Source organism: Candidatus Poribacteria bacterium (genome assembly GCA_021162805.1).
GTDB lineage: Bacteria > Poribacteria > WGA-4E > B28-G17 > B28-G17 > JAGGXZ01.
The window spans coordinates 21,879-47,158 of sequence record JAGGXZ010000115.1 but is presented as its reverse complement, the minus strand read 5'-3'; the positions used below and the strand labels follow the sequence as shown (position 1 = coordinate 47,158).

At 53.9% G+C, this 25,280-nt stretch carries 21 protein-coding genes; 12 read left to right on the top strand and 9 right to left on the bottom strand.

Annotated features, from left to right (window positions below; genetic code table 11):
* Positions 1-8 precede the first annotated feature (8 nt).
* From J7M22_09085 to J7M22_09075, 3 genes are all read right to left on the bottom strand, one after another.
* Complete coding sequence (locus J7M22_09085; GenBank protein ID MCD6506764.1) at positions 9-905, bottom strand: nucleoside hydrolase; 897 nt, start codon at positions 903-905, stop codon at positions 9-11.
* Complete coding sequence (locus tag J7M22_09080) at positions 877-2,619, bottom strand: proline--tRNA ligase (protein ID MCD6506763.1); 1,743 nt, start codon at positions 2,617-2,619, stop codon at positions 877-879. The genes J7M22_09085 and J7M22_09080 overlap by 29 nt, the downstream gene beginning before the upstream one ends.
* A gap of 675 nt (positions 2,620-3,294) precedes the next feature.
* Positions 3,295-4,362: a 3-isopropylmalate dehydrogenase gene (locus J7M22_09075; GenBank protein ID MCD6506762.1), complete on the bottom strand. Its 1,068-nt coding sequence runs from the start codon at positions 4,360-4,362 to the stop codon at positions 3,295-3,297.
* 178 nt (positions 4,363-4,540) lie between these two features.
* On the opposite strand from J7M22_09075, the gene J7M22_09070 reads away from it, so the two are divergent.
* The 12 genes from J7M22_09070 to J7M22_09015 all read left to right on the top strand — a co-directional run bounded on the left by J7M22_09070 (position 4,541) and on the right by J7M22_09015 (position 15,315).
* Positions 4,541-4,771 carry a HypC/HybG/HupF family hydrogenase formation chaperone gene (locus J7M22_09070; protein MCD6506761.1) on the top strand — a complete coding sequence of 77 codons (231 nt, stop codon included), beginning with the start codon at positions 4,541-4,543 and terminating at the stop codon, positions 4,769-4,771.
* Complete coding sequence (locus tag J7M22_09065; protein ID MCD6506760.1) at positions 4,761-5,792, top strand: hypothetical protein; 1,032 nt, start codon at positions 4,761-4,763, stop codon at positions 5,790-5,792. Before J7M22_09070 ends, J7M22_09065 begins: the two co-directional genes overlap by 11 nt.
* A gap of 3 nt (positions 5,793-5,795) precedes the next feature.
* On the top strand, positions 5,796-7,061 hold the full coding sequence (locus tag J7M22_09060; protein MCD6506759.1) for a hypothetical protein: 1,266 nt from the start codon (positions 5,796-5,798) through the stop codon (positions 7,059-7,061).
* 119 nt (positions 7,062-7,180) lie between these two features.
* Entirely contained in the window at positions 7,181-8,044 is an 864-nt protein-coding gene (locus tag J7M22_09055) for a tetratricopeptide repeat protein (protein ID MCD6506758.1), read from the top strand.
* 87 nt (positions 8,045-8,131) lie between these two features.
* Positions 8,132-9,067: an ABC transporter substrate-binding protein gene (locus J7M22_09050; GenBank protein ID MCD6506757.1), complete on the top strand. Its 936-nt coding sequence runs from the start codon at positions 8,132-8,134 to the stop codon at positions 9,065-9,067.
* Positions 9,064-10,620, top strand: coding sequence for a HAMP domain-containing protein (locus J7M22_09045; protein ID MCD6506756.1), 1,557 nt, complete (start codon positions 9,064-9,066; stop codon positions 10,618-10,620). Before J7M22_09050 ends, J7M22_09045 begins: the two co-directional genes overlap by 4 nt.
* Positions 10,604-11,059, top strand: a complete 456-nt coding sequence (locus J7M22_09040) for a response regulator (GenBank protein MCD6506755.1) — start codon at positions 10,604-10,606, stop codon at positions 11,057-11,059. The genes J7M22_09045 and J7M22_09040 overlap by 17 nt, the downstream gene beginning before the upstream one ends.
* Complete coding sequence (locus tag J7M22_09035) at positions 11,056-12,621, top strand: response regulator (protein ID MCD6506754.1); 1,566 nt, start codon at positions 11,056-11,058, stop codon at positions 12,619-12,621. Before J7M22_09040 ends, J7M22_09035 begins: the two co-directional genes overlap by 4 nt.
* A gap of 73 nt (positions 12,622-12,694) precedes the next feature.
* Positions 12,695-12,877, top strand: a complete 183-nt coding sequence (locus tag J7M22_09030) for a hypothetical protein (GenBank protein ID MCD6506753.1) — start codon at positions 12,695-12,697, stop codon at positions 12,875-12,877.
* Positions 12,878-12,931: 54 nt separating this feature from the next.
* Positions 12,932-13,957, top strand: coding sequence for a CapA family protein (locus J7M22_09025; GenBank protein ID MCD6506752.1), 1,026 nt, complete (start codon positions 12,932-12,934; stop codon positions 13,955-13,957).
* A gap of 576 nt (positions 13,958-14,533) precedes the next feature.
* Positions 14,534-14,809, top strand: a complete 276-nt coding sequence (locus tag J7M22_09020; protein ID MCD6506751.1) for a UPF0175 family protein — start codon at positions 14,534-14,536, stop codon at positions 14,807-14,809.
* Positions 14,806-15,315: a DUF3368 domain-containing protein gene (locus tag J7M22_09015; protein ID MCD6506750.1), complete on the top strand. Its 510-nt coding sequence runs from the start codon at positions 14,806-14,808 to the stop codon at positions 15,313-15,315. The genes J7M22_09020 and J7M22_09015 overlap by 4 nt, the downstream gene beginning before the upstream one ends.
* Positions 15,316-15,450: 135 nt before the next feature.
* Here the strand turns inward: J7M22_09015 and recG are convergent, their stop codons facing one another.
* The 6 genes from recG to J7M22_08985 form a co-directional block, all read right to left on the bottom strand.
* Positions 15,451-17,931: an ATP-dependent DNA helicase RecG gene (gene recG, locus J7M22_09010; GenBank protein MCD6506749.1), complete on the bottom strand. Its 2,481-nt coding sequence runs from the start codon at positions 17,929-17,931 to the stop codon at positions 15,451-15,453.
* Positions 17,928-19,775 (bottom strand): excinuclease ABC subunit UvrC, encoded by a 1,848-nt coding sequence (gene uvrC / locus J7M22_09005; GenBank protein ID MCD6506748.1) that lies wholly within the window; start codon positions 19,773-19,775, stop codon positions 17,928-17,930. Before uvrC ends, recG begins: the two co-directional genes overlap by 4 nt.
* Before the next feature lie 107 nt (positions 19,776-19,882).
* Positions 19,883-21,031 carry a glycosyltransferase gene (locus tag J7M22_09000; protein MCD6506747.1) on the bottom strand — a complete coding sequence of 383 codons (1,149 nt, stop codon included), beginning with the start codon at positions 21,029-21,031 and terminating at the stop codon, positions 19,883-19,885.
* On the bottom strand, positions 21,028-22,443 hold the full coding sequence (locus J7M22_08995; protein ID MCD6506746.1) for a flippase: 1,416 nt from the start codon (positions 22,441-22,443) through the stop codon (positions 21,028-21,030). The genes J7M22_09000 and J7M22_08995 overlap by 4 nt, the downstream gene beginning before the upstream one ends.
* Complete coding sequence (gene murJ, locus J7M22_08990; protein MCD6506745.1) at positions 22,440-23,984, bottom strand: murein biosynthesis integral membrane protein MurJ; 1,545 nt, start codon at positions 23,982-23,984, stop codon at positions 22,440-22,442. Before murJ ends, J7M22_08995 begins: the two co-directional genes overlap by 4 nt.
* On the bottom strand, positions 23,981-25,180 hold the full coding sequence (locus J7M22_08985) for an aminotransferase class I/II-fold pyridoxal phosphate-dependent enzyme (GenBank protein ID MCD6506744.1): 1,200 nt from the start codon (positions 25,178-25,180) through the stop codon (positions 23,981-23,983). The genes murJ and J7M22_08985 overlap by 4 nt, the downstream gene beginning before the upstream one ends.
* Positions 25,181-25,280 lie beyond the last annotated feature (100 nt).

Here is a 25,280-nt window from a genome sequence, read left to right as displayed (position 1 = left end):
TCCTCACCCTAACCGAGGACGACGGAGAAGTAATGCTCGAAGAACCTCTCCGGATCGACATCTACGGCGATTTTGTGCGGTTTTTCGGAGGCGTTCGGGTTCCACATGGTCAATCCGGCGAGCCTTTTGCTTTCGATCTCCACCTCCACCTTCCCCTCCTGATATCTGCAGATATCGGGCTCGAATATAATAGCGGCCGCTAGTGGATCATGAAAGGTTATCCTATTTGCCCTTTTGAACCAGACCTCGGCCATATCCGCAACCACGTCGAGCGGCCCGCCCTTAAATCTTCTCCGACACTCCTCCGCCGGCATTACGCATCTGGTGGTGACATCGAGCCCGATCGATATGTGCCTTCCGGCCGGAGCGCGCCTGTAGACGATGGCTGTGGCGTGGGGGTCTCCTATCGCATTCCACTCCAGGGGCGCCAGCGACGGGAGCCTTCCCGTAAATGCCCCGTTCATCAGGACGAGCGAACGGAGCATCCCCGGTATCTCAGGATCAAGGGCGAAGAGTAGGCCGATGTTGGTTAGGGGGCCGATCGCCAGGAGGGTTATCTCGCCTGGACGGCTGCGGATGGTTTGGCGCAGGAATTCGACGGCAGCATGCGGCTCGAAATCCTCCCTATGCCGCCATCTGGGCAACACCTCGGCCTGCGGCGCCCCCTTTTGCCTCTGCTCCACCAGGATCGGATCGGCCGAGCCGCTCCGTATCGGCACGTCATCCCGGCCGGCGGCCTTACATATGGCGCTGGCAAGCATCGCCCTCCTCTCCGGCTCGCCGGTGACCGTCGTCACGCCCAGAAGCTCACATCTGGGCTGCTTCAAAAGATAGGCCAGACAGACAGCGTCGTCTATGTCCGACCCGATGTCCGTGTCAAGAAGAACCGGTATTCTTTCGTCCATACCCCTCCTCCATGATCTTCTTAGCCCTCTCTATGTAGATGTCCGGATCGAACCGATCCAATTTCACCAGCTCGGCCTTCCTCTCGGCCCTCAGCTTGACCTCGATCGCCCCCTCTTTGAGCGTCCTTCGGCTGACCGCTATCCTTATCGGCATCCCTAGAAGATCGGCGTCCTTGAACTTCACCCCGGGGCTTTCATCTCTGTCATCGTAGAGCACCTCATACCCCTTTGAGCTCATCTCCTCGTAAATTCTCTCCGCCTGGGAGATCACCTCCTCATCCTTTCCTATGAACAACAGATGGAACTGATACGGCGCCACAGTGATGGGGAAGATAATCCCGTTCTCGTCGTGCCAGGCCTCGACGATGGAGGCCAGCAGCCTCCCAACCCCGATCCCATAGCATCCCATTATGATGTATTTGCGTTTGCCGTCCTGATCGAGGAAGGTTGCCTTCATGGCCTCGCTGTATTTGGTCCCGAGCTTGAAGATATTGCCGACCTCTATGCCGTTCACCTCCTTAAGCGGGGACCCACATTTGACGCATGCGTCACCTTCTCGGGCGAGCGCTATATCCGTGACGATATCGGCCTTGAAATCCCTCGGATAGTTGACGTTCTTGAGGTGATATCCCTCCTCGTTCGCCCCGGCGACGAGGTTGGTGGTCTGAGCGACCGAGTCATCCAGGATAACCTTCATGCCTTCTACTCCCACCGGCGAGGCATATCCGGGGACAATCCCGTAACTTTTGAGCTCCTCCTCGCTGGCTATCCAGAGATCCGGCTCCTTAAGGGCGTTTTTGAGCTTGGTCTCGTTCACCTCCAGATCTCCCCTTATGCCGACGAAGAAGACCTCCCGGCCGTTCGAGTAGAAAACGGCCTTAAGCGTTTGGGTCTTGGGAACGTTCAGAAACTGAGCCACCGCTTCGATGGTTTTCCTCCCCGGCGTAGCGACCCTCTCGATGGGTTTCGGCGGTCCGTTATCCACCTGTATTTTGCGCATAACCGCTATGTCGGCATTCGCTGTGTAGTCGCAGTTGGAGCAGAGTATCAGCCTGTCCTCCCCGGAGGGCGTCACCAGCATAAACTCGTGTGCCACCTTGCCGCCTATCATCCCGGGATCGGATTGAACGACGACCACATCCAAACCACATCGCTTGAATATCCTCAGATAGGCCTGGTAGATCTCATCGTAACATCTATCCAGATCCTCATAGGAGGTGTGCAGGCTGTAGGCGTCCTTCATCGTGAACTCCCGCACCCTTATCAACCCGCCTCTAGGGCGAGGCTCATCTCGAAACTTCAGTTTGATCTGATATAGTATAGCGGGGAGCTGTTTGTAGGAGTTCACCTCGTTGCGGACCAGATCCGTGAGCGACTCCTCATGTGTCATAGCCAGGACGAACTCCCGTTCGTTCCTGTCCTTAAACGTAAGCAGCTCTTTGCCCGCCAGTTGTTGCCATCTTCCCGTCTCCTTCCAAAGCTCCGCCGGGTGGACCAGCGGCATATCTATCTCCTGCCCGCCTACACCGTCCATCTCCTCACGGATTATCGACTCGATCTTCCTGATCGCCCTCTGAGCCAGCGGCATGGCTGTGTACAGTCCCGCCGCCAGTCTCCTGATCATCCCGGCCTTCAGGAGGAGCTGATGGCTCGGTATCACCGCCTCCGACGGTATTTCCCTCAGCGTTCTGCCGAACAGCTTCGACATCCTCATCTTTTGCCACCTCTTCGAGGGTGATTTGTGGAGGTTTTACCTTTCTGGCGATGACGATAAACCAATTGCCGAATCTGCCGCCGAAGGTGATATTTTGTACCCTCCCCGATGAAAGCGGAAGCCTGTTTGCGGTGTGGAGTTTATGCTCCAGCTCGAAACCGCTTTTTTCGAGGAGGTATATGACCTGCTGGCTGGACATCGATCCGGGACGCGTTTCCCTACGGCGTCTGGATAATTTTTCGGCGAGGGACTCGTAGACGGGGACGGAGAGGTAGAGAATCCCCGATTCCTTCAGCGCCGTGTTGATCTTGTTCAACGCCAGCTCCGGATCCTCCAGGTATCCTATCAGATCGCACATGATGATCACATCGAAAGCCCCCTGGATATCCAGCTCATAGGGGGTGCCATATCTGACGTTAAGCCCCTTCTCGGCGGCGATCTCCAACATCTCCTCATCGGTGTCCACGCCGTAGATCCGGCGAAACCCCAAATTTCGCAATAGCTCCATGTGATATCCGTCGCCGCAGGCCACGTCCAAGACGATGTAGTCCGTGTTAAGTCCGGAGAAATACCTGACGAAAAGCTCCGTCTGAAGCCTATACTCCTCAAGGATCAGCTTGACCCGAGAGGGCACCCTTTCCCTCCCGGGTTTAGCGTCCATCATGACTCACCCCATCAGATAGGGAGCTTTTTGACGTATTCCACCACCATATCACCGACCTGGGAGGTGGTATATCCCATCTTGCCGGCGGATAGATCTTTGATCTTGCCGCTTCCCAGCAGCTCGGCGACAGCGGCGTCGATCAATTTCGCACCCTTCTCCTCGCCTATGTAATCCAGCATCATCCCCGCCGCACAGATGGCCGCCAGCGGATTTATGACGTTCTTGCCCGCATATTTGGGAGCTGAGCCATGTATGGGCTCGAACATGGAGACCTTGCCGGGATGTATGTTCCCTGAGGCCGCTATCCCCATGCCGCCCTGGATCATCGCCCCCAGATCGGTTATGATGTCGCCGAACATGTTACAGGTGACGATGACGTCGAACCACTCGGGGTTTTTGACCATCCACATCGTGGTGGCGTCCACAAAGGCACAGTCCCTCTCGATATCCGGATATTCCTGGCCCACCTCGTCGAAGACCCTCCTCCAAAGGTCATGGGCGTAGATGAGGACGTTGGCCTTATCGCACAGCGTCAGCCTCTTCTTTTTATTTCGCTTACGGGCCAGCTCGTAGGCGTATCTCACGCATCTCTCCACACCTTTCCTGGTTGCGACCATCTCCTGGATCGCCACCTCGTCGGGGGTTCCCTTCTTGAAGAAACCGCCCGAGCCGATGTACAGCCCCTCGGTGTTCTCCCTCACCACCACAAAATCGATGTCCTCCGGCCCCTTGTCCTTGATCGGAGTCCAGACCCCAGGATAAAGCTTGATGGGGCGCAGGTTGATGTAGAGATCAAGTCCGAATCTGAGCTTCAGTATTATCCCGTGTTCCAGTATTCCGGGCTTCACCTCGGGATGACCCACCGCTCCCAGAAAGATGGCGTCCATCTCCCTGAGCTCGTCCAGAGCGGAATCGGGCATCGCCTCACCGGTTCTGAGGTATCTCTCCCCACCGAAATCGTACTCCACGGTCTCATAATCGAACCCGATCCTCTCGGCGACAGCTCTGACGACCTTCATGGCCTCTCTTGTAACCTCAGGACCTATGCCGTCGCCAGGGATGACAGCGATCCTGTGCATCTTCTCTCTCCTCTCTCCGTTCGGCTTGTGGCTCGACAATTATAACATCAGGGAGAGGACAGATCAAGACGTTATTGGCTGATTACCTCACTGTTTTATCACTTCCTTCACCTTTGCAAGCTTGCCCGGCCTGTGTTAAAATATTCTCCTGAGGATTCTGAGAGAGGAGAGTGTCAGGATGTGTATGGCTGTTCCGATGAGAGTTGTTGAGATACACGGCGATCTCGGTATAGTCGAGCTCGGAGGCGTCAGACGCGAGGTAAGCCTCCAACTGCTGGAAGACGTAAGGGAGAACGATTACGTCATAGTCCATGCCGGATTCGCCATAGAGAAGTTGGATGAAGAAGCCGCAGGGGAAACCCTGGAGCTCTTCAGACGGATGGAGGAGGTAATAGGGCATGAAACGTAAGTTTATAGTGACCCTCGCTATACTCGTATCACTCGCTATCCTGCAGGGATGTCAAAAGGGATCTGAAGGAGAGGTTGAGGGGAAATACACCGTTTTAGCCCAAAGCGGCAGGTTTCTCGTCGGTGTCTGGGATTGTAGGTTCATCTCACCGGCTAGGAATGAGATTTCATTTGTGATCAGCGCTTTTAGATCGGCTCAAATCTCACCTTCTGGATCGAAGGAGGCGAATAAGCCCACTGTCAGCGCCATGGATATCATACCGAAGGACGGGGATGTTCCTTGGTGGAAGATATATGAGGGCAAGATCAAGAGATACGTCGGGAGGGATCTATTTAAGTATATCGACGGTGGGGCGGAGCTTTACCACACTTATGGCTTCGTTGAGGTCGTCACGGCCGAATACATCCAACCCAAGCTCGCCACCGACTCGCTGATCACCATAGACGTCTACGACATGGGCACATCCCAAAACGCCTTTGGTATCTACAGCCAACTTAGATACCCTAATGCCCCCTTCGCTAGATTCGGAAATGAGGCCATTCTCACGGATGAGACGCTGGATTTCTGGAAAGACAGGTTCTTTATCAAGATCCAGGCCTTCGAGATAGCGACCGAGATCAAGGAGGCAATGCAGAGATTCGCAAGGGTGATGGAGAGGAGAATACCTGAGATGGGGAATCTACCCTGGATCCTCAAATCGCTGCCGGAGGAGGGGAGAATCAAGGGTAGCGAGCAGTATTTCAGACAGCAGCTGGCCCTTAACAATATCCATTACGTCTCCGATGAGAACGTGCTTAAACTCGGCGGGGAAACGGAGGGGATCGCTGCCAAATATAAGATAGGCAGCAATAAAACCGAGGTATATCTGTTCGCCATCGCCTATCCTGATCCAGTCAGGGCTGTTGAAGCATTTGAATCTTACTCTAACTACCTTAAGGGCAAATTGAAACCCGCTAGCGTTAAGCCGGTTGGAGAAAGATATGTCGCCTTCAACGCTCAGCCACCCAAACGGACGGAGTGATACATGAGAAAAGCCTCATTCAAGTCGATTCTCCCGCTGATTCTCATGCTCATCGCCCCGATCCAGGCCGAATCGACGGAGAAGCACAAAGGTATGGCCTATTTCGTCGCCTTTTCAGATTATGATCCGGCTAAGGTGGAACGGGATCTCAGGAGGATAGCCTCCCTTGGCTGCAATTGGGTCAGCCTTGACGTGGCTCTCTGGCAAAGTAGATGGGATAATCCCCAAATATATCTCCCAATGGGCCGACGATATCGACATCCCGTTCTGAAAACCATCTTCAGACCTGATCTATGGCATCACTTTCCCAGAGATGAGGATATCGCCCATTTCGTTAAGACCGCTCACAAGGTCGGTTTGAAGGTTCTCTTCAAGCCGCATATTCATCCTGAACGAACGGGGATGCGGGTGGTGAGTCCTGACGGGAAGGCGAATGATCCGATGTGGCCCGGAAGGGTTCATATGCGGAACGAAAGGGATTGGCGGATATGGTTCCGAAATTATACTAAGATATTGATCTATTACATCAACACTTTCCCCTTCGACGCCATCTGTATTGCGGATGAACTGAGTGGCACGTACAGTCGATCCAGAGATTGGAGGAGACTTATATCCGATCTGCGAAAGCGATCTGATATCCCGATAACATGTGCTTTCGACTGGTGGGTGGTGGTGCATCATCAGAAAAGGAGGCTTATCTCGCTTCTGACCCTCTTCAATCTCGAGGACAACGTTATGAAACGTATGATCCTAGCCGGAGATTACAAACTGGAATTTGATCCGGGCGTGTTGAAGGAGGTGGCTAAGGATACCTTTAATGAGTATCCTGATTGGCTCGATACCCTAGATTGGGTTGGATTGAATTTCTACTTTCCCCTCAGCGATGAGAAGAACCCATCACTTGAGACGCTGAAAAGGGCATGGCACCGATACAAGGTGCCGGCGATCATATCGAGTGTGATGCTGAACTACGTCGAGGCGATAAAGTCCTGGCGGGATAAGATAGGAAAACCCCTGCTCTTCACAGAGGGCGGATGGGGAAGATGGGATTACGCCGCAAAATATCCGGGAAACTGGTATCTGCGTAAATCGGACAATCCCGATCTACAGGCTAGATGCTACGAGGCTTTCTTCGAAGAGGTGTATCCGCTGGGCATGGGAGCCTATTTTTGGGATTGGGCTGAACGGGGATTTTCACCCAAAGATGGGCCTGCGGAGGATGTGGTCAGAAAGTTTTTCTCTGGATCAACACGGAGCTTCACACGTTAGAACGTTTCAACACTCCGACGGGTAGAGGTCATTTGTGGTCATTGGGTCATTCGGCTTCGCCGTCATTCTAATGACTACAAATGACAACAAATGACATGGTTAAAATCGGAGCGTAGAGGATGGTCGAACTTATATTAACCTTATTTCTCTTAATTCCTCCCCTCAACCCATCGGCGATTCAGCATCCACAAATCACCGTGGAGTTGCCGAACCGCATCTTCAACGAGGGGGATTTTCAGACCGCTCTGATCGAGTATAAGCGTTATCTACACTACAATCCAAACGATCCTAGACGGCCTTATCTGGAATATAGGATAGGGCTGTGTTATCTGAGGACAGGCAGGTATGATGAGGCGGAGAGGATTTTCCGATCCGTGGCCGAGGGAACATTGGATGAGCGGCTTCGGAGAGAGGCGGAGTTGGCTTGGGCGAAGGCCCTTTTCTGGGATGATAGATACGACTTGGCGAAGTTCATCACACGTCGTCTCGCCTCCCATCCGCTCTATCGTGACATAGCGGCTCAGTCGCTTTATCTAAGCGGGTGGTGTTCGCTGAACGAGATGGATTGGGGCGAAGCCACGATAAAATTTCGTAAGGTCTCCGGGCTTTATCCGGATCATCCGATATCGAGGGAAAGTTCCACGCTGGCGGACGAATCCCTGCACGCGCTTTCACTCCCTCGAAGATCTCCCAGACTGGCCCAGATCCTTTCCGCTATGATGCCGGGTTTGGGACTTATCTATAGCGGGGAGAGAATCAAAGGCCTCGGATACATGACCGGCAACTTAATCGCTTTATCCCTATCGATCAAAGCCGCTTTGGAGGGAGATGATCTTAATCTCCTCATCTTGGGCGGCACATGGGTCTGGATCTATCTGAAGGACATACGATCCTCATATGAAGCGGCTGTGAGACATAATAAAAAGACGGAGATAAGATATCTGGACTCCCTAAAGGCTCGGTTCGCCCCTCCCGACCCTTAAACTTCCGGCGGAGTTCAACCGATATACGATAATGAAGCCATTAAGCTTGTCAAGTCCCTCTGATCGGACACGGAGGGATCGCCAGGCATGAGCAGATTGCGATGGATAACTATATTTACCTTGATCCTGCTCGCCGCTCAGATCGCCCAACCTGAGCGTAAACCGAGGATAGCTGTGATCAAAAGTAGGGATATCATCCCTTTCAACCGAGCGATCGAAGGATTTAAAAGCGTCGTCGACGGGGAGATCTGCGAATACGATATGAGCGGGGAATTGAAGAACGGGAGGTACATAAAGGAGATAATCCAGGTGCGGGGATATGACCTCATATTTGCCGTCGGAACGTTGGCCGCCATAACGGCCTCTAAGATTCGGGGGATACCGAGCGTATATTGTATGGTGATCAATCCCGATAGGTTCGGGCTTCAACATAAGGGACATATGACGGGGGTGTCGGCAAGGCTGCCGGCACAATTGACATTGGCGAAATTTAAAGAGATGCTCCCAACCCTGAGGAGGATCGGTGTGATATACAATCCCGATAAAACCGGATATCTGATCGATGAGGCGAAGGATGCTGCCGATAAGCTTCATCTGGCGCTGGTCGAGCGTCCAGTTGAAACGAGGAGGGATGTAGCATCGAGCCTGAGCGAGCTCTGGGGGAAAATAGATGCTTTGTGGCTTCTCCCCGATCCTGTCCTCCTCTGGGAGGATACATTCAGGTATGTGGCCGCCGAGGCGACGGCCAGAGGAGTGCCTATCTTCGCTTTCTCCAGGTCGATGGTAAAATCAGGTGCATTTGCCGCTGTCCTTCCCGATTATCGGGGAATGGGGATACAGGCGGGATGGCTTGCCAGGAAGATCCTTCAGGGATGTTCCCCTTCGAAGCTTGGTTTCATTCAGCCCATTTCCTGTCGAGTGGCCCTTAACGTAAAAATAGCTAAACTTCTGGGCATAGATCTGCCGAAAAGTATTATCGAGAATGCGGAGATCTTCCCGAAATCGGAAGGTGGGGGAGAATGAACATACTGAGAAGCGTTAGATCCAGACTGACGGCGATATACCTTTTCAGCGTCGCCGTAATAGCTATTCCAGGAGTGTATCTTATCTACAGTCGATCGCTTAAGGTGATGGAGGGCGAACTGGGGAAGTACGCCTTTAACACCGCCATATCTGCCGCCCGTAACGTTAAATACGGAGTGCTTCTGGGGGATAAGGAGAGCCTGAGGTCTGAAGTGATACAGGTGATGGGGAATCCAGATGTGGTCTATGTTCTCGTCTCAGACGCCAGAGGCAGGGTTTTGATCCAGAGATACAGAGGAGGATGGGATTCATATCCTCTTCCGCCGATGGAAACTGCTCCCGGTGATCTGAGCGCAAAGGAGCAGGTCTTGTGGGATAAGAAAGGGATGAAATTCATCGATATTTTTACGCCTGTGGTCGCCTCAAAAGCTCAAGATCCCGACCTTTATGTCCAGAAGGCCCTTTATGGTTTCACCGAGAAAGGGGAACTGCCCGGCGAGACGCGACTGGAGAAGATAGGAGGTGTGAGGCTGGGCGTAACCTTCGCCAATGCCTATGCCAGGGTTAAAAAGACGCTTTTCAGCTCGATAGCGATCTTTCTCGTCATAACAGCCTTCGGGTCGATCCTGAGCCTCTCACTGCTGTCGCGCTATCTGGCGAATCCATTACGCAGGATGGCGGATACCGCCTATTGGATAGCCATGGGCAATTTAAAGAAACGGGTTAAGGTTAAGGGAAGTCATGAGATCTCATCTCTGGCTGAATCTCTCAATTATATGGTAGATCAGCTTCAATCGACCATCGCTCAGCTTGAAAAGGTGAACGATAGGTTGAGAAGGGAGATGGATGAGAAGGACGACTTCCTCAGAGCGGTATCACATGATCTCAACGCCCCTCTGAGAAATATAGCTGGCATGGTATCCATGCTGATGAGAAGATACTCCGATTCCCTTGACGAGAAGGGCAAGGATAGGCTTTCCAGGATCATGAGGAATGTGGAGAAGGAACAGGAGCTCATAGCGGAACTGCTGGAGCTTTCAAGGATCAAAACAAGACGGCAGCCCTTCAGCATGGTCGATCTCAACGAGGTGGTAGAGCAGGTGATCGATGAGCTCTCCTACGATATAGAGGCCAAGGGTGGTACCGTCCTGATCAAGGATAAACTACCTACGATATACTGCGAGAGGAGCAGGTTCAAGCAGCTTTTCCAGAACCTCATCGATAACGCCCTTAAATACTCCAAAGAGGATGAACCGCCGCGGATCGAAATAGGGTTCCAGGAAAGGGATGAGGATTATCTGTTCTACGTCAAGGATAACGGTATAGGGATCAGGGATGAGGATAAGGAAAGGATCTTCCATGTATTCAGGAGAGTTCAAAGCCCTCAGATCTCCAAAGTAGAGGGGAAGGGCGTGGGCCTGGCGGCCGTTAAAAGAATCATCGAGGTATATGGCGGAGATATATGGGTCGAGTCGAAATACGGCAGGGGAAGCACCTTCTTCATCTCCCTGCCTAAAAACGCGGGAGGTATGGGAAATGGAAGGAAGAGGTGAACCGATAACCATACTTCTCGTCGATGACGACGAGGATTGCAGGCTCATGATAAGAGACGCCATCGAGGAGGCGGGAGTTCAAAATAACGTATATGAAGTGTCAAGCGGCGAGGAGGCCCTCGACTTCATCTACAAACGGGATGGATATGAGAACGCCCCTCGTCCGGGTCTGATCTACCTGGATATCGATATGCCCGGCGTAAACGGCCAGGAGGTGCTCAAGAAGATCAAATCGGACGACCGATACAAGGATATACCTGTGGTTATGATGACGGGACTGAACGATGAAAAGGAGAAGCTGGAAGCGGCCAGAAACGGCGCCAATAGCTATACCCTTAAACCTGCCGATCCCATCGAGTTCATGAAAACCGTCATTGAGGCGACCAACTACTGGATATACATACATCAGCGCCCACACGTGGACGGTGATGAGAAATGAAACAGGTGAAGGTACTGCTCATAGAGGATGATGAGGATCAAGCCTTGCTTATAGCGGACTTCCTCGCGGAGGAGTCGGAAGGGTTTGATGTGGATGTCGCTTTCTCCTGGAAGGATTGTGAGGGGAAAAAGCTCTCATCATACGATATCGTTCTCCTGGATTATAACCTCCCCGATATATCGGGATTGGATGCCTTGAGCTTGATCCTCTCACAGGCCGATCTGCCCGTCATATTCGTGACAGGCGAGAATGAGTCTGAAACAGCGATGAAAGCCCTCAGGGCAGGAGCGTTCGATTACATAGTCAAGGCGGGTGATTACCTTCATGCTCTTCCGGTGAACATAAACAAGGTCATAGAACAGTTTAGGATACGAAAGGAGAAGGAGAGACTTGAAGGAGAACTGAGGAAATCCCTTGAGGAACTTAGGGAGATGCAGGAGAAATTGATACAGACGGAGAAGCTATCGGCGATCGGCAAACTCGTGGCCGGCGTGGCGCATGAGATAAACAACCCTCTGACGGGGATCGTAGGATACGCTCAGATACTGTTGGGGAAAAAGGAAGACCTGGACCCCTTGGTGAGAAAAGGGCTGGAGGTGATATATGAGGAAGCACAGAGGGCGGCTAGGATCGTACAGAATCTGCTTCAGTTCGCCCGTAAACATCCACCTCGGAGGTCTTATATCTCCATCAACTCCGTGATCGAGAAGACGATAGAACTGAAGGAGTATGAACTCAGGGTCAATAACATCCATCTCTCCCTCGATCTGGCTCCGAACTTGCCCATGACGATGGCCGATCCCCACCAACTCCAACAGGTGTTCATAAATATAATCACAAATGCCCAGCAGGCGATCATGGAAGCCGGAAGGGAAAGGGGCAGGATATCGATAAAAACTGAGCCGGTTATGGCCGATCCACCTCTTATCAGGATAAGCTTCACGGATAACGGCAAGGGGATACCTGAGGAGATAATCAATAAGATATTCGATCCATTCTTCACGACCAAGGATGTAGGCGAGGGAACGGGATTGGGCCTGAGTATATGCTACGGCATCATAAAGGAGCATAACGGGAACATTTACGCCTCTAACCTATCTGGAGGTGGCGCTGTTTTGACCGTAGAGCTACCCGTAGTGGAGCCTGTTATGGAGTTTGAGACAGAGGAAGAAAGCGCTGATACAGCTTCCTTACCCTCCCTCAGGATACTCGTCGTGGACGATGAGCTTTCCATTCAGGACATGCTGGTGGATATGCTCTCGGCGGACGGGCACAAGGTGGATACGGCAAGCAACGGTCAGGTGGCATTGGAGAAGCTCAGAACCCGCGGATACGACCTCATCATAAGCGATATCAAAATGCCTGGGATGAACGGGCAAAGTTTCTATGAATATCTCTCCGGGGTAAATCCCGCCATGTCTCGTAGAATTATATTCATCACCGGTGATACCCTCAGCCGTGAGACGGAGGAATTTCTCGAATCGGTCGGAGTCCCCCATATTGAAAAGCCGTTTTCGCTGGAGGAGATGCTCGTGGCGATCAGGAAAGCTCTTAGTCTATAGCGTCGCTTGACAGCAAATCGGGTTTTTGATAAAATTGTGCTGCCGTGGTGATCGTTCGGCAGGAGGTGACGATGTGGGCAAAGAAACGCCTCAGAAAAGGAAGATGAAGAAGCTCATAAGAGCGATATGGATCTTCAACTGGTTTAATTCGCGCGGGTTTTGCGAGTTAGTTCCGCTTGTCGGATCAAGATGGGATATGGAGAGGTTCGGGATGATCGTCGTCGGAAGTCCAAGACATCGGCATTTTCCGAAATAACAAGTCGCGGAGATCGAGACCACCAAGGGTGAATTGACCGGAGGTTTTCCGAGGATGTTGGCGGTCGCTTTTCTACTGATGTTGCCCTCCCTCTTCGGGGTAGTCCAAGCTGATGCTGAGATAAATCTCGCCTTTTTGGGGGAGATGACCTTTACCAAGGAGATGGAACCGCTCTTGGAGGAGAAAGGGGCAGAGTTCCCGTTTGATGGGGTTCGTGAGGTATTGCAAAGCTCCGATTTAACCGTCGGGTTTCTCAACTCGCCGATCACTTCTAGCAGCGAGCCCGATCCGGATGTCCGAATTCCGTTCCGCGCACCGATATCCGTGGCGAGAGGTCTGGCAAGGAGAGGAGTGAAACTTGTCTCGCTCGCAACCCCTCATATAACCGATTATGGGGAGGAGGGGATAAAGGAGACCCTTGACGCTCTGGATTGGTATACGGTTAAGACGGTTGGCGTGGGGAAAAATCTGGAGGAGGCGCGCAAGCCGGTGACCGTGAGCGTGAAGGGGATCAGAGTCGCTTTTCTAGCCTATCTCAGGGGCGATCAATTCACCTCGAAATATGCGGATCTTGAAACCCCCGGACCATGTCCCCTCGCTCCGGAGATACTTGAGCGAGAGATACCCAAGGCGAAAAAAGCTGCCGATCTGGTTGTGGTTATGGTACATTGGGGAATCGGCGGCCGATCGAAGGGTGTATCTGAAAAGCAGAGGTTCTGGGCGAAGATGATGTTAGATCTTGGGGCCGACATCGTAATCGGTCAGCAGTCACATAGGTTATACGGGGCAGAGCTGGTGAACGGGAAACCCGTCATCTATAGCCTAGCCGATTTCATCTTCGGCCTCTACGATAAATTACACGCCACAACCGTCCTGCCTGTGATAACCTTCTCCAAGGACAAAGCCAAGCGGATAAAGCTTATACCAATTCTGGTGGATAACCCGAAAAGAAGATGCCAGCCGGTGATCCTCTCCGGAGATAAGGCGAAGGAAGCATTGAACAAATACGGATCGCTTTGTAAATCGCTGGGAACGAGGGTAAGGATCAGTGGGAATGTCGGGATCATATCGATACCTTAAATTTGAGGGCGCCCATAAAGATGCCCTCTTAATTCCTCCTCCAGGTGGTGGTCAGTTTATTGGAGGGCTGGGTTGTGCTTGGGTGCATAAGAAATTTATCGGTAACAGGGAGATGGTTCACAGTTAGGATGACAATTTCCGTCGTTGTAGGGGGCGCAAGGCCTTGCGCCCTTAAGATAACCATCCCGGTAGTAGGGGCTAGGCATTCAAAGAAGAATGCCTAGCCCCTACTTTTCTGACTGACCTCTCCTCCTTCCCCTCTCCGACACGGAGAGGGGAGTTTACTCTATCCCTTGCCGAAGCGTTCTCTTCGTTCAAGAAGGATTCCTCCTTCCCCGCGGGGAAGGGGGACAGGGGGTTAGGTCAAAAGGTTTTCTGACTCTTGCTTAGACAACAATTCGGGCGATTTTTAACAAAAAGTTTCGCTTCAAGCTTGGCCGCTTTGGATCTCAACATCGGGATATCTTGTCCCACCGATAAGGGCATGTCAAGCTTGACTTCCAGGTGATGAGATGCTACTTTAATGTCGGAGCTGGAAAGAATCGGAATATCCGAGGATAAGAGGTGAAGACGACTATGTCTAGAGGTCTCAAGATAGAACTTCCGGAGGAAATCCTCGATCTATGGGATATCGGCGAGCTTGAGGCGTCGCTTAAAAGATGGATTGTTCTGGAGATGGTGAAGCAGAGAAAGATATCAGTCTCTCTGGGGGCTAAACTTCTGGGAACTTCCCCGCAGGATTTTATAGAGTTGATGTCTCAACATCATATTCCCCTTTCAGAGTATGGCGATGGTGAGATAGAAGAGGAGTACCGGGAACTCCGATCCTCCTATAGAAGGGGAATTAGATGATCGTTGTTGATAGCAGTTCTATTATTGCCCTAAGCAAAGCTGGATGTTTCGAACTTGTTCGAGCTCTCTTTGAGACAGCAGTGATATCTGAAGGGGTTTTCAAGGAAGTGGTGGTCAGGGGTAAAGGAAGAGCTGGAGCAAGGGAGGTAGAAAGGGGGAAAGTATCAGGATGGCTTCTCGTCAAGAGTATAAGGAACTTAGAGGAGCTCCCAAGGTTTCAAACCTTCGGATTGAGTGAAGCTGACGCCGAGACGATAATCTTGGCGAAGGAACTGGAGGCAGCTTATCTGCTAATCGACGATAAAAAGGCGCATGACGTAGCCGCTTATTTCCTCACGGATACCCAAATAGTTCTCCTTCGAAGCGGTTCCTTATTGATATTGGCAAAGGAGGAGGGATTGATCGGGGAAGTCAAACCGTTTCTCGATAAGATGATCAGAGAAGGGGTGTGGATATCAGAGAGGGATTACGAAAGGATTCTGAGGCAAAGCGGTGAGGAGCCATGATCCTCAATGTCGTCATTGCCAAAATCCGGCGGATGATTTGAATAGCTCCTTTGCCGATATAAGCCTTTTGCTTTTTAAATGGTACTGCAGACACGGTTTTAGGGGGAGATGTTACAGAAAATTTCGATCTGAGGGTTACCCTATCGCCATCATCTCCAGGTTTTCACGCCAGACCCTTCTTATTATCTCCCCCAACATCCTGTGCTCCGCCTTTTTCAACTCCGGATCGGCCTCAGCGAGCCTCTGTGCCTCCTTACGTGCGAGCGCCAGCAGGTCCGCGTCTCTCAGCAGGTTTGCGAGTTTGAGGTCCGGCATGCCGGACTGTCTTGTGCCCATGAGCTCACCAGGTCCTCTTATCTCCATATCCGCCTCGGCTATCTCAAACCCGTCGTTGGAGCTCACCATCACCTCCACCCTCCTGCGGGCCTCCTCGCTTTTGGGGTTGGCGATGAGGAAGCAGTATGACTGATGTGCGCTGCGGCCGACCCTGCCCCGGAGCTGATGTAGCTGAGCCAATCCGAACCGCTCGGCATGCTCTATCACCATGACCGACGCGTTTGGAACGTCCACTCCGACCTCCACCACGGTCGTCGAGACCAGTATATCTATCTCACCGGCCTTAAACGCCCTCATCACCTCATCCTTCTCCTGAGGTCGGAGCCTTCCGTGTAACAGCCCGACCCTGAGATCGGGGAAGACCTCATTTTGCAGCTTCTCCGCCATCTCCGTGGCGGCCTTAATGTCCTCCAGCTTCTCCGATTCCTCCACCAGCGGATAGATCACGTATGCCTGTCTTCCGGCGAGCACCTCGCGCCTGATAAACTCATACATCTCCTCCCTCTTATCCTCGGACACCCAGAAGGTCTTAACCTTCCTCCTGCCCGGCGGGAGCTCATCGATAAGCGAGAGATCCAGGTCGCCGTAGACGGTCAGCGCGAGCGTCCGGGGGATCGGCGTCGCCGTCATGACCAGCACGTCCGGCGAGGAGAGACCCTTTCCCTTCAGAGCGGCCCTCTGCAGCACGCCGAACCTGTGCTGTTCATCGGTGATCACCAGCCCCAGCCGGTTGAACTCCACACCCTCCTGTATAAGGGCGTGCGTTCCGACGACCACCTGTGCCTCGCCCGATCGTATGGCCTCAAGGGCAGCTCTCCTTTCAGAGCCTCTCATCTCACCCCTGAGCATGGCGACCTTCACGTCGAGGGGGCGGAGGAGACGATCGAGGGTGTTGAAATGCTGTGTGGCGAGGATCTCGGTGGGAGCCATCATGGCCCCCTGATATCCGTTTTCGACCGCTATGACCAGCGCCGCGGCCGCCACGACCGTCTTGCCCGAACCCACATCCCCTTGTATCAGCCTGTTCATCGGATGGGGCTTCGACATGTCCGATCTGATCTCCTCTATCACCCTCCTCTGAGCGGAGGTCAGCTTAAAGGGCAGGCTTTCGAGGAAACGCGTAAGCAACGGCCCGTTCACGTTGAAGCTTATCCCGCCCGTCGACTCCACACGGCGTTTTCTCAGCGCCAGCCCAAGCTGTATGAGGAACAGCTCGTCGAATATGAGCCTTCGTCTGGCCTGTCGCAGATGCCCGTGGGATTCGGGGAAATGTATGTTCCGGATCGCCGATCGCCTGTCCATCAGTCTCAGCCTTCGCCTCATCTCCATCGGAAGATGCTCCGGAACGAGATTCAGGAATTGGTCGAGAACCAACCTCATCATATATCGCATGTTCCTCTGCGTGATCGGCCCGGCCAACCGATACTTGGGTACGATTCTTCCGGTGTGGATCAGCTCGGCCTCCTCATCTGAGAGCATCTCGAACTCGAAGTCTGACGTCTGTATCTCGTTGAACGCCCGCTTAAACCTGCCGCTGACGACGAGATGGTCGCCGACCTTAAGAGCCCTCTCGAGGAACTCGCCGAACCTGCCGAAACCCACGAGCGAGGCAAGCCCCGTCTCATCGAAGATGACCACCTTGACTATCCTCTGACCGCTTTTTCTGGAGGTGAACTGCGTCACGCTGACGACCTTTCCCTGGACGGTTTCAGGTTCTCCGGAACGTCCGACGTCGTAGATCCGTTTGATCCTGCTCCTATCGAGATAACCGGCGGGGAAGTACTCGAGCATATCGAGGATGGAGGTTATACCGAGCTGTGCCGTTAGCAGCCCCGATCGTTTCGGGCCTATACCCTTGACAGCGAGAGGCGGTCTCAGGAGGTGTTCCAGAACGGAAGGGTCCTCATCGGCGGGCGGAAACGAGAGCTCGACCCGATCTTCGTCGCTTTCAGCCTTATCCCTGGAGGCCGCCTGCCAATCGAAGAGCAGAGGCTGGATCTTCGACGTCTCCCTCTCTCTGATCCTCCCTATCAGCTCGATCGCCCTGTTGATATGGGCTTTGCGCCGGTTTGCGTCGAGCCCGGAGTATCCCTCGACCGAGCTGCGCAGCCCTTCAAGCATGCCCCGCGTCTGATCCTCCAGATCCAGCTTCAGCGCCTTTTCCACCCATTCGCTCACGTATCTCTCGATCCCTCCAACGGCTGCCCTGTCCCTGAAGCCCGATTTCATCTCCAGTCTCAGCGGTTTTTCGATCCTGTCGAGAACCTCCTCGAGCTTCAACTCTCCCTCACCTCAAGTTTTCCGAGGAATTCCTTGATCCTCTCCGCTATGGTTCTGTTCATCCCCTCAAGCGAGGCGATCTCATCGACGGATGCCTCTCTGATCCGCTCCAGCGATCCGAAATGTCTGATAAGCCTTCTCTTCCTCTTGGGGCCGACGCCGGGGATCCTATCGAGCATGGAGAAGCTGAGAGGTCTTGAGCGAAGTTTGCGGTGATAGGACAGGGCGAAACGATGTGCCTCATCCCTGATCCTCTGTAACAGCCTGAGCGCCGGATCGCTTCGATCCAGGACTATCGGATCGACGCTATGAGGCAGGAATATGTGTTCGAACTCCTTGGCCAGCGATATGACGGGGAGATCGAGCCCCAGTTTCTTTAGCGCCTGACATGCGGCGTTGAGCTGGCCTTTCCCGCCGTCGATGAGGATCAGATCGGGGATCGGCTCCTCGCCATCCATGACCCTGTGGTAATGTCTCATCGTCACCTCGTATATCATGGCGAAATCGTCCTGTCCCTCCACCATTTTGATCTTGAACCTCCGATACCAGCTCTTGGAAGGCTCTCCGTTTTCGAAGACCACCATCGAGCCGACGGCGTGATCCGGGCCGATGTTGGAGATATCGAATCCGTCTATTCTGGCCGGTGTCCTCGGAAGATCGAGTATCTCCTTGAGCCTGATCAGGGCTGGGTTCTCGGTGGCCGATGCGGCCATGTTCTTGCGCCTCTCACTCAGCAGCAGCTCTGCGTTTTTCCGCGCGATCTCGATCAGCTTGGCCCTTCTGCCCTGGACCGGCACGTGGATGAAGACCCTGCCCCCGCGCAGCTCGGAGAGCCAATCGGCTATGGCCTCATCGTCCGGCCTTTCCTGCAGCACGATATGGCCCGGCACGTAGGAGCCCTCGGAGTAGAACTGTTTCAGGAAGGCGGCTATCATCTCACCGTGGCTCGCCCCCTCGGCGCCCCAGAGGAAGAAATGCTCCCTCTCGATCAATTTGCCGTCCCGAACCATTAGAACCTGCACGCATGCCTCGTCGCCCTGCGATGCGATTCCCACCACATCTTCATCGTCGGCCGAAGGGGATATGACGCTCTGATGATCGACCATTTCTCTCACGGCCTCTATCCTATCCCTCAATTTGGCCGCTCGTTCGAACTTCAGCTCCTCCGCCGCTCTTCTCATCTCGGCCTGAAGCTCCTCGATCAACCTTCCCTTTCCGCCGGAGAGCAGGGTGCAGGCCGATTTGACGAGATCCCGATACTCCTCGGGGGATATCTTACCGGCGCATGGCGCCGAGCAGCGGCCTATGTGATAGTTCAAACACGGCCTCATCCTGTTCCCGCTGAGCTTCAATATCCTGTCACAGGTTCTTATGGGGAAAATCCTCGTCAGCTCCTTGACGATCTGTCTGGCGACGGCGGTGTTTATGAAGGGACCGAAATATCTGACGCCCTCCTCGCCCGTCTCCCTCGTCACGTAGATGCCGGGGAAGGGATCGGAGAGGGTTATCCCGATGAAGGGATATCTCTTATCATCCCGCAGTCTGACGTTATACCGGGGCTGATACCTCTTTATGAGGTTCGCCTCCAGCATCAACGCCTCAACTTCGTTGCGCGTGGCGATATATTCGAGGTCGGCCACGTTGTGTATAAATCTCTCGATCGGCCTTGTCGGAGGACGTGAGAGGGAGGAGGGCTGGAAATACGATTTGACCCTGTTTCTAAGCGACGACGCCTTGCCGACATAGATGACATCTCCCTTCAGATCGCGCATTATGTAAACGCCAGGGGAATCGGGAAGGAATTTGAGCTTCCCCTCAAGGTCTCCCTCGATCTTTGACCTCAAACCGCCTCACCTCCGAATCGACTGCGTGAAACGACGGGAAAACATAGACGTTAAGCTCCCGGATAGAACGCTTTACGTCTCACGCATTACGCCCTACGCATTAGAGTTTACCATCTCCCGCCGGTTGATATCAACCGATATGCTTTGTACGTCTCCTCGGCGATTTTATCCCATGAATAGAGGTTCAACGCCCTCGAAAGCCCCCTTCGCCGCAGCTTCTGGACCAGCGATGGGGAGTCATGCAGCTCCTTTAGCTTCCGCGCCAGATCATCGGCGTTTCCCTCCTCGAAGATCAACCCCGCCTCTCCCACAACGTTCGGTATATCCCCCGAATTCGATCCCACCACGGCCACCCCGCACGCCATCGCCTCCGCCAGGACCCTACCGAAGAACTCCACCCAGTCCGGCGCTGTAAGCGATGGAAGGACCAGGACATCCAGGCAGTTCATGTATCTGGGAACCTCATTCGGCGGGACGGCATCCACCCAGAGGACTTTCGCCGAGATCCCAAGCTTCTCAGCGAGGGACACGAGCTCATCCCTGTACTCCCCCCTGCCGAGGATCATCATCTGGAAGTCGAAGTCAAGCTTGGAGGCTGCCTCGATGAGGACGTGCACCCCTTTCATCCAAAGCAGCCTCCCCACATATCCGATCACGAAATCGGAGCTGAGCCCCAGAGACCTCTTCAGATCGGACACGTCCATCGGCCTGAATATCTCCGTGTCCACCCCATTCGGGAATATAAAGGTCGGACCGGCATATCCCTTACGCCTCAGTATCCCAACCGCCCCCTCGTTCAATGCGAAGGCCGCGTCGGCCTCCCTGAAGACCAGCCTCTCTATGGCATGGGGGAGTTTCGAGAAATGCCTCTCCACCCATATAGAAAGAGATGTTCGGAAGATGAATTTGCTCTTGGGGCAGTACATCCTCCTGAGCACAGCCGTCTGAAGGGCGCTCATCGACCACGGCTCCTCCTCCAGATGTACGATATCCGGCCGGAAATCCCTGAAGAGAGGTATCAGGCCCTGCGTGTAGAGAAACCGACTTGTGTACCCGGGAAAGAGGATGGGTCTGGGATGGAGTTTAAGGTTCGAGCCCTTCGAGTCATCCTCCTCAACCCTCAGCTCCCTAAAGTTCTCCACCCACCTCCGGGGAACGATCAGGCGGATGTCAAGGGGATATCTATCGGCGAGTATCTCGAATTTCCGTCTGTAAGGCTTCATGGCACAGGGATGGGATAGCACAAGCACCCTCATGTCTGCAAGCTCCTAAGATCATCCGCCGTCACACCCCTGGTCAGAACCAGAAGTGCCAGATATCCTGAACCTCCGATCAAGCTCAGCAGAACCCTGTTCCATCCCCCTCCGAGATAGAGAAAACCGGTCAGGATGAGACTGCAGAGGATGGGTCTCGCGAAGGAACCCCAGTTGACCCTGAGATTAAGCGATCGGCCCATGTAGATGAAACTTACCAGCAGGAAGAAAAGCTCTGAGAGGGCCATCGCCATGGCGGCACCGACGTGATTGAATCGGGGAATCATGACGGCGTTGAGGATGAAGTTGATGGCGGTGGTCCCGCCCGTCAGAAAGGTGAAGGCCTTGCGTCTGTCGGCCGCCCTGTAAAAGGCGATCATGATGAAATTGAGGAAGGAGAGGAAACCCGACCATGCCAACACCCTGAGCGAGGCGTCGATCGTGCCGGGCGGGAATCGGTGTGGATCGTAAAACAACAGAACGAACTCCCTGGTCGAAAAGGAGAGGGTTATAGCTGTCGGCAATCCGGCGGCCAGCATCAGCTTGAGGGAAGTCTGGTATGCAAGTTTGAGCTTGGAGGGATCTTTGGCAGCGAACATCTTCGATATCTCGGGGAAGATCGCCCCTGAAAAGGCGCCCGGCAGGACCAAAAGGGCCATGACGATCGTATATCCCACGCCATACCACGAGACCGCCTCATCGCCTGAGAGCTTTGAGAGCATAAGTATCCCGAGCTTAAAATAGACCATACTGAATATGTTCGCCAGCGCAAACGGCAGAGACCACTCCATTATCCGCCTCCAGACCTTCGCCGAAAAGCCGAGCTTCACCCTGACGAACAGCGTCTCGGTTATGATAACCGTGACGATCAGAATGAACAGGCTCGATCCGGTTACAACCCAGCAGAACGCCTCTATATCATATCCCCTCGCGACGATCAGGAGCCCGACCACAAGCACGATGACCCTGTCCATTGCGACCGTGATCGACTCGTAGATCATCCTCTCATAGGCCCTGAAAACGCATCGAAAGAGCTGGGAGAGGGAGTTGATGAGCTCCGAGGCGCCCAGGATATAGGCGATCTGTATCGTTCTGGGGGGGTATCCCATCAGATGGACGTATATCGCTATCCCGCCGAAGGTGATCAGGCAGAGTATGACCCGTATCGCGAGGGCGTTGGAGGCCAGTTCGCCCGCTCGCGAGCGGTTGACGCTCATCTCCCTTATCAGCGGCGCCTGCATGCCCAGCTCGGTGAAGACCACCATCATGTTGGCAAAAGAGATCGAGAACAGATATGCGCCGAAGAGCTCGTCGGGATAAAACCTGGGCAGGAGGATGGTCAGGGCGAAGGAGAGGAGCCTCGCAAGCGTGTAGGCTGAAAAGAGGGAGATGGAGTTCTTCAAAACCACCATCATATCGCCTTCAACACCTCCTCCAGCTCGCCTGATCTCAACAGATAGCATAGCACAAGGTAGACCGCTATCCCCACCGGCACGCTCACGGTCACTATGAGGACCGGGCCTGTCCGCTCCAAATACCTCATCACCGTCCAGCAGATCAATCCCATCGTCGATCCGGCGGCGGTGATCCTGAGAGCCGATCGGATCAGATCGACGGAGCCCAACCTGCCGATCCTCCTCCTCAGGATCCACATCAGCAGCGCCATGTTGATCGTGGATGAGATCGCCGTGGCGAGCGCCAGCCCTCCGTGTTTAAGGAAGGTTCGCATCAGGATCAGGTTGAGGGCGGCGTTACAGATCATGGCGACCGCCCCCACGATGACCGGCGTTTTGGTGTCCTTGAGCGAATAGAAGGCCTGAGAGACTATTTTGGCGCCGCTATAGGAGAAGAGGCCCAACGAGTAAAAGAGCAAGGCCCAGGCTGTCCCCGCCGTATCCGCCCTGTTGAAGAGGCCGTGCTCGAATAACAGGGCTATGATGGATTCCCTCAGCACGATCATCCCCACCATCGCCGGAAAGGAGATGAAATACGCCAGCCTCAACGCCCTCATCAGCGTCCCCTTCATCCCCTCCAGATCCCCTCTAGCGGTCTGCCTCGATAGATATGGCAGGACCGCCGTCGATATGGCTATGCCGAACACGCCGAGCGGGAGTTGTACGAGCCTGTTGGCGTAGTACAGATATGTGAGGCTCCCCTTTGGTAGAAAAGTGGCGAGCAATCTGTCGATCATCAGGTTTATCTGAACCACCGTCTGCCCGACGGCGGCCGGGGCCATCAGCCGCAGAACCTGTCTGACGTCGGGGGTGAGCCTAAAGCTCAAACCGTATCTCCACCCTCGACGACGCATCGGCGGGATCTGTATTCCCATCTGCAGCATTCCCCCGACCAAAACTCCATATGCCAGCCAATTTATCCTCTCACGTTCGGGGATATCGAGGAGGAGCGAAGGGAGAAGGGTGAACGAGATCATACATATGTTCAACATGATCGGGGCGGCGGCCGGGGTGGCGAAATGGTTGAAGGAGTTTAATGCGCCCATCTCCAGCGCTGCAAGACATATGAAGATGGCATAGGGAAACATCACCCTTAGAAGGTGGGCGGCGATGGAGATCTGACCGGGATTTCGCGAAAACCCCCAGGCCATAAGCCTGATCAGATACGGGGCAAGGGCTATGCCGATCAGGCTCAGGGCAAGGAGCAAAAGGAGAAGGAGATTGAATAGATCCGTTACCAGCCTCCATCCCTCTTTCCGCTCGCCCCTCTCGATGTATCCGGAGATTACGGGGACGGTGGCGGCATTGAGGGCCCCCTCACCGAAGAGACGTCGCAGCAGGTTAGGTATTCCGAAGGCGACGAAGAAGGCATCCGTCAGAAGACCCGCCCCGAAGAAGTAGGCTATGACCAGATCTCTGGTCAGCCCGAAGAGGCGGCTGACCATGGTGATGGAGCCGAAAACTCCCGCGGATCGGATGAAAGATGAGGGGCGTTTGGTCATATCTTACCCGTGTTGACCTCATCCAACCTGAGCACCCTCTTAATCTGTCTTATGGCCTGACGGATCCGATGTTCGTTCTCAACGAGGGCTATCCTGACGTATCCCTCTCCGTTTGACCCGAAGCCAGCCCCAGGGGAGACGCAGACGTTCGCCTCCTCCAGCAGCATCGTGGAGAACCCCAGTGAACCCATCTCCCTGTACGGTTCGGGTATAGGCGCCCAGACGAACATCGTCGCTTTCGGACTGTTCACCTTCCACCCTATCCTGTTCAATCCATCCACCAGCACGTCACGTCTTCTCTGATAGGTCATGGCCGTCTGTCTGACCACCTCGGGCTCTGAGCGCAGCGCCACTATAGCGGCGACCTGGATCGGGGTGAATATGCCGTAGTCGTAGTATCCCTTTATCTTCGCCAGCGCATCGATTATATCCCTATTTCCCACCGCGAAGCCGCATCTCCATCCCGCCATGTTATAGGACTTGGAGAGCGAGAAGAACTCGATCGCGACCTCCTTAGCGCCTTTTACCTGCATTATGCTGGGGGCCACATATCCGTCGAAGACGATGTCCGCATAGGCGAGATCGTGAACCACTATGATCTCGTTCCTGCGGGCGAAATCCACCACCTCCTCGAAGAAACCCAGATCAACCACCGCCCCGGTGGGATTGTGGGGGAAGCTGAGGATCAGGACTTTAGGCTTTGGGACGATCTCCTTCGCTATCTCAGCTAGATCCGGCACGAACTGATTCTCCTCCCGGAGGGGGATCTTCATCAAGCTGCCGCCCGCTATTATGACGCTGTAGATGTGGATCGGGAAGGAGGGATTGGGGACGAGGGCGATGTCACCCTCATCGAGAAGGGCGAGCATCAGGTGTGAGATCCCCTCCTTGGTGCCGATGACCGATATCACCTCGGTCTCAGGGTCAAGCGACACGTTGAAACGGCGCTCATAGAACCTCGATACCTCTTTACGCAGGTTGAATATCCCGCGTGAGGCGGAATATCTATGCGCCTTCGGGTCCAACGCCACCTCACGGAGCTTTTCGACGATGTGGGGAGGGGTGGGTCTGTCGGGGTTGCCCATGCTTAGGTCGATGACGTCTATCCCCTTTCGACGCCTTTCGAGCGTCATCTCCTTGAGCTTGCCGAACATATAAGGCGGAAGCCTGTCCAACCTCTTCGATTTTATAAGCATCTCCACAGCACCCCGGTTTTAGTGGAAACCCTATCCTTTACGTGCACTTATATGATACGATAATCACAACTTCAAGTCAACAGATCTCAGAAGTTTAAAG

Excerpts from the sequence above, each read along its gene's own strand:
- J7M22_08985 (MCD6506744.1), bottom strand. The coding sequence starts at position 25,180 with ATGCTTATAAAATCGAAGAGGTTGGACAGGCTTCCGCCTTATATGTTC.
- J7M22_09055 (MCD6506758.1), top strand. The coding sequence starts at position 7,181 with ATGGTCGAACTTATATTAACCTTATTTCTCTTAATTCCTCCCCTCAAC.
- J7M22_09025 (MCD6506752.1), top strand. The coding sequence starts at position 12,932 with ATGTTGGCGGTCGCTTTTCTACTGATGTTGCCCTCCCTCTTCGGGGTA.
- J7M22_09035 (MCD6506754.1), top strand. The coding sequence starts at position 11,056 with ATGAAACAGGTGAAGGTACTGCTCATAGAGGATGATGAGGATCAAGCC.
- J7M22_09015 (MCD6506750.1), top strand. The coding sequence starts at position 14,806 with ATGATCGTTGTTGATAGCAGTTCTATTATTGCCCTAAGCAAAGCTGGA.
- murJ (MCD6506745.1), bottom strand. The coding sequence starts at position 23,984 with ATGACCAAACGCCCCTCATCTTTCATCCGATCCGCGGGAGTTTTCGGC.
- J7M22_09020 (MCD6506751.1), top strand. The coding sequence starts at position 14,534 with ATGTCTAGAGGTCTCAAGATAGAACTTCCGGAGGAAATCCTCGATCTA.
- J7M22_09000 (MCD6506747.1), bottom strand. The coding sequence starts at position 21,031 with ATGAGGGTGCTTGTGCTATCCCATCCCTGTGCCATGAAGCCTTACAGA.
- J7M22_09075 (MCD6506762.1), bottom strand. The coding sequence starts at position 4,362 with ATGCACAGGATCGCTGTCATCCCTGGCGACGGCATAGGTCCTGAGGTT.
- J7M22_08995 (MCD6506746.1), bottom strand. The coding sequence starts at position 22,443 with ATGATGGTGGTTTTGAAGAACTCCATCTCCCTCTTTTCAGCCTACACG.
- J7M22_09045 (MCD6506756.1), top strand. The coding sequence starts at position 9,064 with ATGAACATACTGAGAAGCGTTAGATCCAGACTGACGGCGATATACCTT.
- J7M22_09070 (MCD6506761.1), top strand. The coding sequence starts at position 4,541 with ATGTGTATGGCTGTTCCGATGAGAGTTGTTGAGATACACGGCGATCTC.
- J7M22_09065 (MCD6506760.1), top strand. The coding sequence starts at position 4,761 with ATGAAACGTAAGTTTATAGTGACCCTCGCTATACTCGTATCACTCGCT.
- J7M22_09080 (MCD6506763.1), bottom strand. The coding sequence starts at position 2,619 with ATGAGGATGTCGAAGCTGTTCGGCAGAACGCTGAGGGAAATACCGTCG.
- J7M22_09060 (MCD6506759.1), top strand. The coding sequence starts at position 5,796 with ATGAGAAAAGCCTCATTCAAGTCGATTCTCCCGCTGATTCTCATGCTC.
- J7M22_09040 (MCD6506755.1), top strand. The coding sequence starts at position 10,604 with ATGGAAGGAAGAGGTGAACCGATAACCATACTTCTCGTCGATGACGAC.
- J7M22_09085 (MCD6506764.1), bottom strand. The coding sequence starts at position 905 with ATGGACGAAAGAATACCGGTTCTTCTTGACACGGACATCGGGTCGGAC.
- J7M22_09050 (MCD6506757.1), top strand. The coding sequence starts at position 8,132 with ATGAGCAGATTGCGATGGATAACTATATTTACCTTGATCCTGCTCGCC.